The following is a 15,461-nucleotide window of genomic DNA, read 5'->3' on the forward strand; positions in this document are numbered from 1 at the left end:
GCCATCGCTCAACGGATAAAAGCTACCTCGGGGATAACAGGCTGATCTCCCCCAAGAGTTCACATCGACGGGGAGGTTTGGCACCTCGATGTCGGCTCGTCGCATCCTGGGGCTGAAGTAGGTCCCAAGGGTTGGGCTGTTCGCCCATTAAAGCGGCACGCGAGCTGGGTTCAGAACGTCGTGAGACAGTTCGGTCCCTATCCGTCGCGGGCGCAGGAAATTTGAGAGGAGCTGTCCTTAGTACGAGAGGACCGGGATGGACTGACCTCTGGTGTACCAGTTGTTCTGCCAAGAGCATAGCTGGGTAGCTAAGTCGGGACGGGATAAACGCTGAAAGCATCTAAGCGTGAAGCCTCCCTCAAGATTAGATTTCCCATAGCGTAAGCTAGTAAGACCCCTTGAAGAACACAAGGTTGATAGGTCAGGAGTGTAAGTGTGGCAACACATTCAGCTGACTGATACTAATAGGTCGAGGGCTTGACCAATATTACATATCAACTACAAATTATGTGCAATTTTCAGAGAGCATACTTTCTCTGAATAAATGTTCCGCGATAGCTCAATGGTGGAGCACTCGGCTGTTAACCGATAGGTTGGAGGTTCGAGTCCTCTTCGCGGAGCCATTTTTTTTTAGCTAGAAATAGCTACTTTTTTTTTGCCTTTTTTTAGGGTTAACAACTAATGACGATTTTGTAATGAATGTTTATTAGATTGTAACAATATGTCCACAAATAAATAGTATTATAATATAGGACAATAGGTTATTAAATAAAAATTGTAATTGATAAAAGGAGAAACGAAATGAAAAAGAGGGGACGAAGAAAAGTTAACTACAAAAGGAGACGAGCGGTAGTATTAGTGGCTGCACTTGTTGGTATTCTTGCAATTGGGGGAATTACATATAGCGTATTAAAAGGTGATAGCGAGACTGCTAAAGCTGATACGAAAAAGGAAGAGACAAGCACTGATAAAAACGAAACTTCAACTGAAAAGACAGAAGAAAAAAAATTAGATAATTCAGGGTACATACCTTTAAAAGATGATCCTAATGCAGATGATGCAATTGAAGTTGCAAATATGACTCAAGGGTTAATGAAGGGACAATTACATTATCCTGTTAGAAAAGATGGTAAAAAAGTAGTGTATTTAACTTTTGATGATGGTCCATCAACTACAAATACACCTAAAATTTTAGATATATTAAAAGAGAATGATGTTAAAGCAACTTTCTTTGTAATGGGTAAAAGTTTAGAAAGTAACGGAGCGCCAGAGTTATTAAAGAGAGAAGCAGTTGAAGGACATGCTATAGCAGGTCATTCATATACTCATAACTACTCATATTTATATCCAAACAGAGTTATAAATGCAGATAGATTTATGGGTGAAGTTAATAAGGTTAACGAAAAGATGCAAAGTATTTTAGGAAAAGATTTTACTACTAGAACAGTAAGATTCCCAGGAGGATATTGGTCTTGGCAAAATAGAACACCTGTAAGAGAAAAGTTAGATAAGGATGGATTTGCAATAGTAGATTGGAATGCCTTAAACGGAGATGCAGAAGCTAAAAGTAGAAGTGAAGCGCAATTGATTGCACAAACTAAAAAAACTGTTGAATTATTAGGTCCAAATGCTGATAATATAGTATTTTTAATGCATGATACTTATGGAAAAGATACTACAGTTGAAGCACTTCCAGAAATAATAGAATATTTTAAATCTCAAGGTTTTGAATTTAGAACTATGAAATAGATTTTAAAGAGTTGTCTTTTTAGGCAACTCTTTTTTGTATATAAAACTAAATTTATATATAATTTTAATATATATGAAACCTATTTAATAGATTTTAACGATAAGATATAATTATAATGTAGTATAAGATATAGAATTTTTAATATTTGAGTTTAAATAGAGATATATTATAAATAAGGAGTGAATTAAATGGCGAAAATACTTTTAGTAGAAGATGAAGTTAGTATAAGAGGATTTTTAAAGATAAACTTAACGAGAAATGACTTAGAAGTTATAGAAGCAAGTAACGGTGAAGATGGCATCTCTAAAGCTATGATAGAAAAACCAGACGTAGCTATATTAGATGTTATGCTGCCTGGTATAGATGGATTTCAAGTATGTAGCAAATTAAGAGCTGAATATCCTGATATGGGGATAATAATGTTAACAGCTAAGGGTCAAGATATGGATAAAATTATGGGGCTTGAATACGGTGCAGATGATTATATAATTAAACCATTTAATCCTCTTGAAGTAGTGCTTAGAGTTAAAGCTTTACTTAGAAGGGTTACATCTGATAAAAAGAAAGAAGATATATTAAAGCACGGTCCTTTTATATTAGATTTATATTCTCAAAAGATAACTAAAAATGAATTAGAATTAGACTTAACTCCTAAAGAGTATCTAATTATGAAAACATTTATAGAAAATCCTAATAAGGCTTTTACTAGAGATGATTTATTAAATAGTGTTTGGGGTTACAACTATTTTGGAGACCCTAAAATAATAGATGTTAATATAAGAAGGCTTAGAGCTAAAATTGAGGATGATTCTTCAAACCCAAGATTTATTGAGACTGTTTGGGGAATAGGATATAGATGGAAGGAATAATGATTTTATTATGAGCATAAAGAGAAAACTTATTAGAAACTTTATGATAGTAATATTATCAAGTATTGTTATATTAGACTTATTATTAATATTTTTTGTTAGAGGGTATTATTACGACAATACAGAAAATATGTTAACTAACCAAATAGATATAGCAACTAATTTTTATGATAAATATTATTCTCATACTTCACTTATTAGAAATGTGTACGACAACGTTGATGCCTTTTGGAATCAAACTACAGCAGAAGTTCAATTATACGATGATAAAGGTAAACTTATAATGGACTCAATTGGTGTAAGTCCTAGTAATGACTCTGAAGTTAAAGGACAAATAGATAGAGCTTTAAAAGGTGAGAGCAGTAAGTGGGTTGGAAACGTAGGTTATTATTCTCATAAGGTTATGGCAGTTTCAAAGCCTATAGTAGTAAACGGAAAAACAGTAGGAGTAATAAGATTTGTTACTTCATTAAAAGAGATAGACGACTCTATACTTGCAATAATATCATTTTTTATAGGGATATCATTTGTAGTATCTATAATTGCAATAATATTAAGTTTAGTTATGGCTAAAAATATAGTAGACCCTATCTTAAAACTTAAAGATACAGCAGAAAAGATGGCAGATGGCGATTTAGACCAAAGGTGTAATATAAATAGTAAAGATGAGATAGGTCAACTTGCATTAACATTAGACTATATGGCAGGAGAACTTAAAGAAAGAGAAAAGCTTAAAAACGACTTTATATCATCAGTTTCTCACGAACTTAGGACACCGCTTACATCTATAAAGGGTTGGACTATAACATTAAATGATGAAAATACAGACAAAGAAACGTTAAAGCTTGGCTTTGATATAATTGAAAAAGAATCAGATAGACTATCAGGTTTAGTTGAGGAATTACTAGATTTCTCACGTCTTGTAAATAATAATATAACTTTAAGAAAGCAAGATGTTTCTATAGAGGCATTTTCAAATTATATTTTAAATTATATGCTTCCAAGGTCTGAGAGAGAAAATATAAAATTAACAGTAAAAAATAATACTAAAAATTTAGTATTTCCTTTAGATGTTAATAGATTTAAGCAAGTTATGATAAATATTTTAGATAACTCATTTAAATTTACTCAAGAAGAAGGAAATATAACAGTTAATTTTAGTGAAGACGAAAATAACTTAATAGTTAGCGTAAAAGACGACGGGTGTGGAATTCCAAAAGAAGAACTTGAAAGAGTTTTAGAGAAATTCTTTAAAGGTAGTAATGCAAACTCAAATACAGGTATAGGGCTATCAATAGCAGATGAGATTGTTAGGTTACATGGGGGAGTGCTTGAAATATCTAGTGAATTATATAAAGGAACTGAAATAATTATATCTATACCTAAAGAAAGCGAGGAAATTTAAGGGTGCTTAGAAAAATAGTATTTACTATTTCAATATTTTTAATTTTACCTTTTGTTTTAACAGGATGTGTTAAATTAGACTCTAATGAAATGGTTCAAATAAATACGCCTAAAAACGATAATTTATCAATAAAAGGTAAGTGGGATATAGAAAGTTATGAAGTTATAGATAAAAGTACTTACTCAAAAGATAGTATAAACAGTTTAAAAGGTAAAAATATTATTATTGATGATGATAAGATAAAAGTAGGGGATAAAGAATACGTTAGTGTTTCTTATAAATTAAAGGTTGTAAAGTCAGATTATGAAATATCTTATGGTTCAAAATTTACTGCATCAGAACTTGGAATGGGAACAAAGGATATTGAAGTTATCACAGCTAGTGATAAAAACAATATAATTTTTGATTTCTTTAAAAACGGAGATAGTAGCGGATATATATACTACCAAGGTGTTTTATTTAAAGTTAAAAAAGTTGACAAGGCGCGCGAAGAAGAATTTAATGCGTCAGTTGACAATCAAATAGAATCAAAAGCTAGCAGTACTACAAAAGGAATGGATAAGGGACTTTATCTTACTTTAAAAACTCCTAGAGTTAAATTAGATGATGGAAGTTATTCAGACGAGAAGTACAGAACTCTTTGGGTAAGTTATGTAGATGGAAAAGTTCGTCCTGTAGATGAAGTTAGCGGTATATTATTCCCTAGAATGTCAGGAATGTGGGTACTTGATAAAAAACATACAGAAAAAGACGGCTACACTCAAGAATACTTTACAGCAAGCCAGTTTAAAAGAGAAAGTAAAGATGAATACAAAATAGAAAAGGGAGTTAGTATATATAGTAATATTAACTATATCTCAAATGATTATATTTTAACTGAAAAGTATAAAGGAAATGATTTTCAAAATAAGTTTCCAGATTACGTAGTATTACCTGTAGATAATTTATTATCAGATAGGGGAATAGTAATAAGTGATATATACCCTAAAAACATAAATTCAATTTACGAAAATGATTTCTCTAAAAAGTTAAAATCTTTAAGCCAAGATGAGATAAGAGAAGTAATGCCTACTATAAACTACGGAAACTTCACAGTAAAAAGGGACGATGGAAAGTGGGATTTATACGGTAGGATTTCACCTATAGATCCAAACGGGAAATCTTTTGATTACCCTTTAAATATCAAACCAAACGCTAGTTTAGTTAATTTTGATACTTTAAGTATTCCGTGGAGGGCATTAAGAGGGGAAGTACCTCTTATAAAAGATGCTTATATGTCTCCAGACGGAAAGCTTGCAGTAATATTAATAGAAAACGAGATTTTAGTTTATAATGTAATTGATGGAAATAAATTAGAGACTACACCTTCTGAAAGATATGAAATAAAAGATAATGAAAAAGTCATCATGTCAGATTGGTGTGAAAGTGACTACGTTGAAATGTGGGGTAACACTTTCAAAGAATTTAAAAAAGAAGTAAATAAGGAGGGATAATATGTTATCAAAAGAAGTTATAGGTAAAGTTTTATCAAGATGTCTTATAACAGGTGGAGACTTTGCTGAAATTTTTGAAGAAGATAGTATTTCAAATTCATTATCTATCTTAGATAATAAAGTACAAAGCGCTATAGGTGGAAGAAGCTATGGTGTTGGAATAAGGATTTTTAAAGGATTAAAGAGCATTTACGCATATACAAACAACAACTCTTTAGAGAGTCTTTTAGATACTGCATATAAAGCAGCACTTGCACTTGGAGACTTAAAAGAAGAAAAGGAAATAATTTTAAATAATAAAATCATAGTTCCAAATAATCATATAATTAAGCATTATCCAGAAGCTGTAGATTATGCTAAAAAGATTGGAATTATGAGAAACGCTTATAATAGTGCTAAAGATTATAGCACTGATATATCTAAAGTTAGTGTAAGTTATGCAGATAAGGACCAAAAGATTTTAATTGCAAACTCAGAAGGTTTATTTAAAGAAGATAGAAGAGTTAGAACTAGACTTGGAATAAGTGCTATAGCATCTAAAGACTCAGAAAACCAAACAGGTTTTGAAGGACCGGGGCGTTCTATGGGCTTTGAGATGTTTGAAGAAATAGACCCAGAATTTTATGCAAAAGAAGCAGCAAGAACTGCTGTTACTATGCTTCATGCAAAAGAATGTCCAGCAGGGAAGATGACTGTTGCTATAGATAACGGTTTTGGTGGAGTATTATTCCACGAAGCTTGCGGTCACTCTTTAGAAGCTACATCAGTTGCTAAAGGAAACTCAGAGTTTTCAGGTAAACTTGGAGAGCAAATTGCATCTACAAAGGTTACAGCTATAGATGATGGAACTATAAAATCAGCTTGGGGTTCTATAAATATAGATGATGAAGGTCATGAATCAAGAAAAAATATATTAATCGAAAATGGTATTTTAAAAGGCTATATGATAGATAAATTAAACGGTAGAAGAATGAATATGGAACCTACAGGTAACGGAAGAAGACAAAGCTATAAGTATGCTCCAACTTCAAGAATGACAAATACTTATATAGCTGCAGGAACTGATAATACAGAAGATATTATCAAATCTATAGATAATGGATTATATGCTAAAAAGCTAGGCGGAGGTTCAGTAAACCCTGTAACTGGAGAGTTTAACTTTAATGTAGCAGAAGGATATCTTGTTAAAAACGGTATTATAGGAGACCCTGTAAGAGGAGCTTCACTTATAGGTAAAGGAAGCGAAGTATTAATGAAAATAGATATGGTAGGAGATAATATCGCGCAATCTCAAGGAATGTGTGGTTCATCTTCTGGAAGTATACCAGTTAATGTAGGTCAGCCTATGATAAGAGTTAAAGATATGACTGTTGGTGGAAGATAGGAGGTGCAAAGTAATTATGGAATTTAAAGAGTTTAAAGAAAAATTATTTAAAAAAGCTAAAAAAAGCGGTTTAGATGAGTTTGAAATATATTACCAAGATAAAGAAAGTTTAAGTATAAATATCTACAAAGAAGAGGTAGAAAAATATAATTTAAATAAATCATTTGGAGTATCTTTTAGAGCTAAATATAAAGAAAGAATGGGATATTCTTATACTGAGATAATTGATGAAGATTCTATAGATATGCTTATAAAAAATGCAAAACAAGGAGCAGAATTTATAGAAGATGATGATATCCAATTTATCTACGAAGGAGATAAATCTTACGAAGTGGTAGAAAACTACTATAAAGCGTTAGAAAATATTGACCCTGAAAAACTTATAGAACTTGCTATAGAGATGGAAAGAGAGTGTAAAAAGCAAAGTGATAAGGTAGATAACTTTGGAGGATGCGGAATAAGCTATGTAAATTCAAGTTATGGAATTATGAATTCTAAAGGGTTAGATTTAGGAGATAAGTTAAATTTATTAACAGCTTATGTTGTACCTATATTAGATATAGATTCTAAGAAATATGATGGCTTCGGTTACGCTACAGCTAAGAGTTTAGAAGAGGTTAAACCAGAAAAAATAGCTTCTATGGGAATAGAAGAAGCTATGAAAAAGGTTAATGCAAAACAAATAGAATCTTCTAAATACAAAACTATAATAAATAACGAAGCTATGGTTTCAATTCTTCAATCGTTTTGGTCAGTATTTGATGCAGATTTAGCTCAAAAAGGGATTTCTCTTTTAAAGGGTAAAGAAGGAGATATAATTGCATCAAATAAAGTAAATATAATTGATAACCCATTACTTAAAGATGGTTTAGCTTCTGTAGGATTTGATGATGAAGGAGTAGCTACATTTAAAAAATCACTTGTAGAAAAAGGTGAACTTAAAACACTTCTTCATAACCTAAAAACAGCGCATAAAGCAGGAATTAAATCTACAGGAAGTGGATTTAAAAGTTCGTATGCATCTCCTGTATCAGTAGGGCCTTCAAACATTTATATAGAAAAGGGTGAAAAGACTTTAGATGAAGCTATAAAAGAAGTTAATAACGGTCTTTTAGTAACTGAATTTTCAGGACTTCATTCTGGTGCAAACTCAATAACAGGAGAGTTTTCTTTAGCAGCTAGAGGATTTAAGATAACTGACGGGAAAATAGACCACCCTGTTGAACAGATAACTGTTGCAGGAAACTTCTTTACCTTATTAAAAGATATAGAAGAAGTATGTGACGATATAAAATTCCCAATGAGTAGTTTCGGATCTCCTTCTGTAGTAGTTAAAGAACTATCTATAGCAGGAAAGTAGTTATTATAAATAAAAATACACCTCTGAATCAAATATGATTCAGAGGTGTATTTTATTTAAGAAATTTTTAGGCTAGTAATAGTAGAATGAGCTATTAAATGCAGAGAATAAAGAGGCTAAAACTACTGCATAAAGTATTATAATAGCTATTGTTAATATAAATGATGCAATACCAGCTCTATTCCAAGTTGCTTGGATTTCAAGGAACTTGTCTACATCGTCGTTTGTATAGTTACCATTTTTAAAAGCCCAAGAGTTGCCTTTAAAACCACATACAAACACCCAAACTATATTAAAGAATGGGATAAGACAAAGTAAAGGTAAATAGCTTTTATTACCTATTCCCCAGATGATATTGAACATAAATGCGCCCCAGTTCCATTTTTTTATTTTTGATGGAACTTCAAGGCTTAAATGGTCCTCAGAGTTAACTTCATAATTTCTAACTTCCACTTGAATCCCCCTAATAATTTTTACATACAAATAATACCATAAGATAATAAAAATGGGAATAGATAAAAATTAAAAAACCAGCAAAATTAAATGCTGGTTTTTTTATATCGTAATCTAACTTTTGAAAAATACAAATTTTTTTATTGATTTGGTAGTCCAAAGTAATTTGCACGGATAAGCATATCAGATATTTGTTGACTATCTTTTATAAGATTAATATCTTTTTCACTTAAATCCTTAGTGTCTCCAACTATTCTACCTGAATTAAGTATAGCATAATCTTTATCAGTATTTAATAGAGATCTTCCCATAGTTGAATTTTTATATTCATCACTTGGTATACCTAATCCGTAAAGAAGTGTTGGCATAATATCAATTTGACCACCAGTAACATCGAATTTCTTTCCGATTTTTTGAGTTTTATCATATATTATTAATGGAACTCTAGGGTTTCCATCATCTGAAAACCAAGGTTCTTTCTTTGATAACATATCAATAGTATGACCATAATATTTGTGAACGCCAGTATGGTCCCCTGTAATTGCAACTACAGTATTATCTAAAAGTCCCTCTTTATCAAGAGATTTTAAGAAATTACCTATCATAGAATCAGTGTAGTGGATAGATTCTAAGTAGCCACCCATTTCACTTTTATCAAGTTCAGGGTTTAAGTTTAACTTACGCATATCCTTTGGAAGTTCAAAAGGCATATGAGAAGTTAAAGTTACAGTAAATGCATAAAATGGTTCTTTTAATTCTTTTATCATAGGCGTTATTTGATTAAAGAACTCTCCATCACTAATTCCCATTCCAACGATATCTTTGTCATCTACTTTATAAGAATAGAAGTCAGTAAACTTTTGGAATCCCATTCCAAGCAATGCGTTTCTGTAATTCCAAAATGATCCTTTATCAGGGTGGAAAGCTTCTGTAGAGTATCCGTTACTTTCTAAAATTCTCGGCATAGAATTATAATCACGTATAGGGTATCTAAAGAAAGTAGTTCCAGTTCTAACAGGAATCATTGAAGTATTAACCATAAGGTCTGAGTCTGCACTAGTACCTTGATTTACTTGTTCGTAGATATTTGGGAAGTATATTCCGTCTTTTTTCAAGCTATCAAGTACAGGTGTTATTTTTTTGCCGTTTATCTCTTGACCTACAGCAAAGTTTTCTAAAGATTCAACTTGAATCACTATAAGGTTTTTACCTTTGAATTTTCCAAAGTATTCGTTATTTTTTAAGCCTTTATTTTTAAAATTAAGGTAATCTGTAACTAACTTTTTATCTGAATCTGTTAATTCATAAGGCTTTGAATTCTTATATACATCATAGGCATCAAATATATGATAACCTATAGGTGAAAAGAATTGTGAAGTTTGAGTTGAATCAAATGTTTGAAACATATACCCGTTTGAAACATCAGTGTTATTTAATATATGTATGTTAAAAGGAACATAACCTATAAAAACTATTGACCCTAAAAAAGAAACTAGGAAAGTTTTAATAGCACGCTTTTTAACAGAAAAAATAGCTTTTCTTTTCACATATACATAAATACCAAGTATCACAAAATCTAAAAGGAACAATAAATCGTATGGGGTAATCATAGAGAATATTGATCCGCTCATATTATCTAAATTAGCAGTTTGGGTTACTATTAGTAAAGAGGGAAGTGTTAAAAATCCTCTAAAATATAATAAATCAGTAAGTATTATAGAAGTTAATACAGCATCTATTATAAATAGGTAAATTACTCTTCCTTTACCTTTAAAAAGTAAGGCAAAACTTAAAAATAGTAGTGTGAACGCAAAATAATAAGTTAAACAATATTTAGAACTATCAATTCCAATCCAAAGGTTTAAAGAATAACAATCAGAGTTTCTAATAAAACCTTGGAATAATATACTTTTTATTATTATTGAAATTAAAGGAATTAAGAAAAGAATAGTTCTAGATTTTGTGGAATTATCGATATTTTTGAATGAAAAATTCTTTATTTTTGATAAGAACTTGTCCAATAAATCACCTCTCAAATTTTCTAGTCCAATTAAAATTATATTATAGGTAAATATATAAAGCAATAAAGTTTTAAACTAAATAAAACTGATATGTTATAATAATTATTATAAATTAGATAGTTTTTTGGAGGGATTAAGATGAAAAAAATAGATTGCAGAGGTTTAGCGTGTCCTATGCCTGTAATAAGCACAAAAAAATATTTTGAAGGTATAGAAGAAGGAATAGCTGAAGTAGTAGTAGATAATGAAATAGCAAATACTAATATCACTAGATTCTCAGAAAATGAAGGATTTAAAGTAGAGAGTAAATTAGAAAATGGTGATTATATATTAACTATAACTAAAGAGAAGACTTCTAAAACTTTAGAGAAAAAAGAAGGATTTGCTATAATGATAACTACTGATAAACTAGGTGAAGGTTCAGAAGAACTAGGTAAAACTCTTATGAAGAGCTATGTTTATGCATTAAGTGAATCAAAGGAAATACCAGAAGAAATAATATTCTTAAATGGTGGAGTGAAATTAACCTCTGAAGGGTCAGAAGTTTTAGAAAGTTTAGAAGAACTTTCTAAAAAAGGAAGTAGAATCATAAGTTGTGGAGCATGTTTAGATTTTTATGGATTAAAAGATGATCTTAAAATAGGTGAGATTGGAAATATGTACACAATAGTAGAAATATCAAATTCAAAGAGAACATTAAAAATTTAACTTTAGTAATTAAAATAGAAGAGGAAATTAAATGAAGCATGTATTTGTAATTAATCCAGTAGCTGGTAAAGGGAAAGCTTTAGAATATGAGGAGAAAATTATAGAAATCTTTAAAGAGAGAGATGAAGATTTTGAGACGATAATTACGAAAGAGGTTGGTCATGCTGTAAAAGCCTTAAAAGAGGCTACAAAAGATGAAAAGTGTAGAGTTTACTCTATAGGTGGAGATGGGACTTTAAACGAAGTTTTAAATGGAATAGTAGGAAATGGCTCTTCTTTAGGAGTCATTCCTGCAGGTTCTGGAAATGATTTTGCAAGAACTTTATATAATAAAGAATACGGTGATAAACTTTTAGAAAAACTTATAGATGGAAAAGAAGAACTTATAGACTTATGCAAAATAAATGAAAGATATTATTTAAATATATCTTCTATAGGGTTTGATGCAGAAGTTGTTATGAATGCAAGAAAGTATAAAAAACACAGGTTTATAAGTGGTTCTATGGCATATTTTATAAGTGTAATACATACGTTATTTACCTTTAAACCAATGCATCTTACTATTCATTTAGATAATGAGATAAGAGAATCAGAAATGTATTTAGTTGCAGTTGCTAATGGTAAATACTATGGCGGCGGGATAAAGATAGCCCCTAATGCAGATATAAAAGATGGCAAGCTAGAAGTTTATGCTATAAAGAAACCGAAGATACATAGATTAATTAAGTTTTTACCAAAAGTACTTAAAGGACAAGATGTAAGTGGTATAGATGAAATAAAATATCTAAAATGTGAAAAGATAAGAGTAATTGCAAATAAACCTACTGTTGTAAATATAGATGGTGAACTAACGGATTTAGAAGATATTACTTTTGAAATAATAAAAAATGGAATTAAAATAATAGTTCCAAGATAACCTTAAATTTGGAGGTGGGAAAGAAGTTATGATGGAGTACGATTTAGTTGTTGTAGGTGCTGGAATAGCAGGTATGACAGCAGCACTTGAAGCTGGTAAAAGAGGAACTAAAAACATTCTTATAATCGAAAGAGAAGACTATATAGGTGGAATTTTAAATCAATGTATACACAATGGTTTTGGATTAGAGCTTTTAGGAGAAGAAGTTACAGGCCCAGAATTTATAAATATAATAAACGAAAAGCTAAAAGATATAGATTGCACTATAAAATTAAAAACATCTGTATTAGAAATTTCAAAGGATAATATAATATCTTATGTAAATGAAAAAGAAGGAATAAATGAAATAAAGGCTAAAGCTATTATTTTAGCTACAGGTTGCAGAGAAAGGTATACTGGAAATATACTAATTCCGACAAACAAATACGAAGGTGTTTCGACAGTTGGAAATGCACATAGATTTATAAATATAGAAGGATTATTTCCCGGGAAAGAACCTTTAATTACTGCAAATAGCAGATGGGCTATGATTTTAGCTAGAAGAGTACAAATAGAAGGTGGGAAGGTATCTGCGATTTTACTTAGCGAGGATTCAGGATATATTCCGACAGAAGAAGACTTAGAACTTATAAAACCATTTAATATAAAAATACTAAAAGGTTATACACTAACAGAACTTAGTGGGGATGGAAGAATACAAAGTGCAAAACTTAAAAATAACAATGGTAGTGATGAAATAGAAATAAATTGCGATTCTTTATTTTTGTCTGTAGGATATTATCCTGAACTTGGAATAGTTAAAAAGATAAACCTTTTAAAAGATAAAGAAAAAAGAGTTCCTATTTTAGAGGGATTTAAAACATCTATAGATGGGATTTTTGCATGCGGGAATGTTATTTACGGAACAGACTGCGTTAATTTAAAGAATATAGATGGAATAGAATGTGGGATTGAAGCTGCAAAATACTTAAAAGATAATTTTGCAAGCTTCAGTGAATAACAGATTTTGCCCCTTAGGGTTTAAGTGGATTCCATCTAAATAAATATTATTAGATTTGTTTTTATTAGTTAAACTATAAAAGTCTATTAATGTTATAGGATACTTTTCTTTTAAAATTAAAAGTTTCTCTCTTAGTATAGGGAGGAACTTTTCTGCGTTTTCATAATAATTTGAAGGAGTAAAAAGTTCAAATGCTAAATCTTTAATTATATATGGAGGAATCCCTATATAAACTTTAGAGTTTATAGAAAGTGAGTCTTTTATCATAATTTCAATATTAGAAATTATAAAATCCACATTTCTACCTGAAAGTAAATCGTTAGTTCCACACATTATAAAGATATTTTTAGGTTTGTTTAAAGTTACATCTTTATAAAACCTAGATAAAATACCAGTTGAGGTATCTCCGTTAACACCTTTATTTAAAATAGTTAATTCACTTTTAAATTCTTGTATTTTATAAACAAAAGAATCTTTTTTAGAGACGCCGTATCCAAATGTTAAGCTATCTCCTATAAATAAAAAATCTATCATAAAGAACCTCTCCTTAAAACAATTTATTAAAGCAAGATTTGCATATTAAAGTTTTTCCCTTATTACCCTTAATAAAATCATTTGTTTTAATTTTTTTACTACAAACTTCACAAACTAAATCATTACTTGAAGAAGTAACCTTTTTATTTTCTTTCTTAGGTGAAGAAATATTCTTTTTTAAAGAAGAATAATTTAAAGGTTCACTTTCTATTTCTTTTATGACTGGTTCATAAGAAAGAGAATAAGAACTTTCAGGGTATAAATATAATTCAAATCTAGGATCTTCTTTATCGTAAAACTCTTCAACAACTATCCTTCTTATTTGAGCATCATTAACTATAAGTCCGCTCTTTTCTATTCCATCAAATATACTTTTTGAGATGTTTATAGTATCAGGATGTCTTTTTTCACTTTTATAATAAACCTTTAAAATAGCTATAAGGCTTTCAGAAAATACTATAGTAGGATTTTGACTTCTAGCTATGTAAGCTATCTCTTGTTCGTAAAGTGCGTATCTATCATTATAACTACCTGTGTTGTAAGGTAGGATTGCTCTTCCATCTTTGTTGTGTAACTTGAAATTTGACTTAGTTATAGGTGAACCTTTAACTACAACTTTTGCGTATTTTGCCATAAAAAACTCCTTAATCTTAAAATTTCCTTTATTTTTATAATATACATTATTAAAAACTCCTTAACAACTCTTAGAAAAATTGATAATAGGTATATTATGAAGTATAATTAAAAAAGTATTATGACTTTAGTTAAGTAAAGAGTTATAAGAAGGTTATATCATTTTATTTTTTAGAAAAATTTGATATTTTTAGATTTATATAAAAAGAGGTAATTTATTATGGAAAGTAAATTAATTTTATCAATAGAATCAAGTTGCGATGAAACTTCAGCAGCTGTCGTTAAAGACGGAAGAGAAGTATTATCAAATATTATCGCATCACAAATAGATACTCACAAAAAGTTTGGAGGAGTAGTACCAGAAGTTGCATCAAGAATGCATATAGAAGTTATTAATGGTGTTGTTAAAGAGGCACTTAAAGAAGCAAATGTAACTTTAGATGATATAGATGCAATCGGAGTAACTTACGGGCCAGGACTTGTTGGAGCGCTTTTAGTTGGGCTTCAATACGCTAAAGGGCTTGCAATGTCAACTGGGAAACCTTTAGTTGGGGTAAACCATATAGAAGGACATATTTCTGCAAACTATATAGAACATAAAGATTTAAAGCCACCTTTTGTTTCTTTAGTAGTTTCAGGGGGGCATACTTTCATAGTTCACGTTAAAGATTATGGAGTATACGAAGTTTTAGGGCAAACTAGAGACGATGCTGCAGGTGAGGCTTACGACAAAGTAGCAAGAGCTATAGGGCTTGGATATCCTGGTGGACCTAAGATAGATAAATTAGCTAAAGAAGGAGATAAATTTGCAATTAAATTTCCAAGGGCAAAGTTTAATGATGGAAGTTTAGATTTTTCTTTTAGTGGAGTAAAATCAGCGGTATTAAATTACTTAAACAAAGCCAAAATGAAAGATGAAGAAGTAAACAGAGCAG

Annotated in this window: 14 protein-coding genes, 1 tRNA gene and 1 rRNA gene; 12 read left to right on the forward strand and 4 right to left on the reverse strand. The window is 30.4% G+C overall.

Going from position 1 to position 15,461, the window contains the following annotated elements:
- The 8 genes from M4I33_RS14585 to M4I33_RS14620 form a co-directional block, all read left to right on the forward strand.
- A 23S ribosomal RNA gene (locus tag M4I33_RS14585) occupies nt 1–485 on the forward strand; the annotation flags it as partial.
- 63 nt (nt 486–548) lie between these two features.
- A tRNA-Asn gene (locus M4I33_RS14590) sits at nt 549–623 on the forward strand.
- Between the two features lie 178 nt (nt 624–801).
- Nucleotides 802–1,749, forward strand: a complete 948-nt coding sequence (locus tag M4I33_RS14595; protein ID WP_257917507.1) for a polysaccharide deacetylase family protein — start codon at nt 802–804, stop codon at nt 1,747–1,749.
- Between the two features lie 189 nt (nt 1,750–1,938).
- On the forward strand, nt 1,939–2,619 hold the full coding sequence (locus tag M4I33_RS14600) for a response regulator transcription factor (RefSeq protein WP_257917508.1): 681 nt from the start codon (nt 1,939–1,941) through the stop codon (nt 2,617–2,619).
- A gap of 7 nt (nt 2,620–2,626) precedes the next feature.
- The gene (locus M4I33_RS14605; protein ID WP_257917524.1) at nt 2,627–4,024 is read left to right on the forward strand and encodes a cell wall metabolism sensor histidine kinase WalK; all 1,398 of its coding nucleotides are present in this window, start codon (nt 2,627–2,629) and stop codon (nt 4,022–4,024) included.
- A 2-nt stretch (nt 4,025–4,026) separates the two neighbouring features.
- Nucleotides 4,027–5,517: a hypothetical protein gene (locus M4I33_RS14610; protein ID WP_257917510.1), complete on the forward strand. Its 1,491-nt coding sequence runs from the start codon at nt 4,027–4,029 to the stop codon at nt 5,515–5,517.
- Nucleotide 5,518: 1 nt separating this feature from the next.
- On the forward strand, nt 5,519–6,901 hold the full coding sequence (locus M4I33_RS14615; protein ID WP_257917512.1) for a TldD/PmbA family protein: 1,383 nt from the start codon (nt 5,519–5,521) through the stop codon (nt 6,899–6,901).
- Between the two features lie 16 nt (nt 6,902–6,917).
- Complete coding sequence (locus tag M4I33_RS14620; RefSeq protein ID WP_257917513.1) at nt 6,918–8,261, forward strand: TldD/PmbA family protein; 1,344 nt, start codon at nt 6,918–6,920, stop codon at nt 8,259–8,261.
- 72 nt (nt 8,262–8,333) lie between these two features.
- Here the strand turns inward: M4I33_RS14620 and M4I33_RS14625 are convergent, their stop codons facing one another.
- Both M4I33_RS14625 and M4I33_RS14630 read right to left on the reverse strand, forming a co-directional pair.
- Nucleotides 8,334–8,714, reverse strand: coding sequence for a ribonuclease G (locus M4I33_RS14625; RefSeq protein WP_257917514.1), 381 nt, complete (start codon nt 8,712–8,714; stop codon nt 8,334–8,336).
- A 140-nt stretch (nt 8,715–8,854) separates the two neighbouring features.
- On the reverse strand, nt 8,855–10,735 hold the full coding sequence (locus M4I33_RS14630; RefSeq protein WP_257917515.1) for an LTA synthase family protein: 1,881 nt from the start codon (nt 10,733–10,735) through the stop codon (nt 8,855–8,857).
- Between the two features lie 138 nt (nt 10,736–10,873).
- Here M4I33_RS14630 and yedF point away from each other — a divergent pair, with 138 nt between their 5' ends.
- Genes yedF through M4I33_RS14645 form a run of 3 tightly spaced genes read left to right on the forward strand, consistent with a single transcriptional unit; the run spans nt 10,874 to nt 13,359 of the window.
- Nucleotides 10,874–11,443: a sulfurtransferase-like selenium metabolism protein YedF gene (yedF, locus tag M4I33_RS14635; protein ID WP_257917516.1), complete on the forward strand. Its 570-nt coding sequence runs from the start codon at nt 10,874–10,876 to the stop codon at nt 11,441–11,443.
- Between the two features lie 31 nt (nt 11,444–11,474).
- Nucleotides 11,475–12,359, forward strand: coding sequence for a diacylglycerol kinase family protein (locus M4I33_RS14640; protein ID WP_257917517.1), 885 nt, complete (start codon nt 11,475–11,477; stop codon nt 12,357–12,359).
- Between the two features lie 28 nt (nt 12,360–12,387).
- Entirely contained in the window at nt 12,388–13,359 is a 972-nt protein-coding gene (locus tag M4I33_RS14645) for an NAD(P)/FAD-dependent oxidoreductase (protein ID WP_257917518.1), read from the forward strand.
- Here the strand turns inward: M4I33_RS14645 and M4I33_RS14650 are convergent.
- On the reverse strand, nt 13,327–13,893 hold the full coding sequence (locus M4I33_RS14650) for a GDSL-type esterase/lipase family protein (protein WP_257917520.1): 567 nt from the start codon (nt 13,891–13,893) through the stop codon (nt 13,327–13,329). The two genes, M4I33_RS14645 and M4I33_RS14650, sit on opposite strands and share 33 nt — an antisense overlap.
- Before the next feature lie 13 nt (nt 13,894–13,906).
- Complete coding sequence (locus M4I33_RS14655; RefSeq protein ID WP_257917521.1) at nt 13,907–14,527, reverse strand: RusA family crossover junction endodeoxyribonuclease; 621 nt, start codon at nt 14,525–14,527, stop codon at nt 13,907–13,909.
- Between the two features lie 219 nt (nt 14,528–14,746).
- Between M4I33_RS14655 and tsaD the strand changes: the two genes are divergently transcribed.
- The coding region (gene tsaD, locus M4I33_RS14660) for a tRNA (adenosine(37)-N6)-threonylcarbamoyltransferase complex transferase subunit TsaD (protein WP_257917522.1) at nt 14,747–15,461 on the forward strand (715 nt) is incomplete at its 3' end.

It is taken from the genome of Clostridium sp. LY3-2 (genome assembly GCF_024705715.1).
Classification (GTDB): domain Bacteria; phylum Bacillota; class Clostridia; order Clostridiales; family Clostridiaceae; genus Clostridium.

Bases quoted from the DNA above. Each gene is read 5' to 3' on its own strand.
- M4I33_RS14595 (WP_257917507.1), top strand. From the start codon at position 802: ATGAAAAAGAGGGGACGAAGAAAAGTTAACTACAAAAGGAGACGAGCG.
- M4I33_RS14600 (WP_257917508.1), top strand. From the start codon at position 1,939: ATGGCGAAAATACTTTTAGTAGAAGATGAAGTTAGTATAAGAGGATTT.
- M4I33_RS14615 (WP_257917512.1), top strand. From the start codon at position 5,519: ATGTTATCAAAAGAAGTTATAGGTAAAGTTTTATCAAGATGTCTTATA.
- M4I33_RS14620 (WP_257917513.1), top strand. From the start codon at position 6,918: ATGGAATTTAAAGAGTTTAAAGAAAAATTATTTAAAAAAGCTAAAAAA.
- yedF (WP_257917516.1), top strand. From the start codon at position 10,874: ATGAAAAAAATAGATTGCAGAGGTTTAGCGTGTCCTATGCCTGTAATA.
- M4I33_RS14640 (WP_257917517.1), top strand. From the start codon at position 11,475: ATGAAGCATGTATTTGTAATTAATCCAGTAGCTGGTAAAGGGAAAGCT.
- M4I33_RS14645 (WP_257917518.1), top strand. From the start codon at position 12,388: ATGATGGAGTACGATTTAGTTGTTGTAGGTGCTGGAATAGCAGGTATG.
- M4I33_RS14650 (WP_257917520.1), bottom strand. From the start codon at position 13,893: ATGATAGATTTTTTATTTATAGGAGATAGCTTAACATTTGGATACGGC.
- M4I33_RS14655 (WP_257917521.1), bottom strand. From the start codon at position 14,527: ATGGCAAAATACGCAAAAGTTGTAGTTAAAGGTTCACCTATAACTAAG.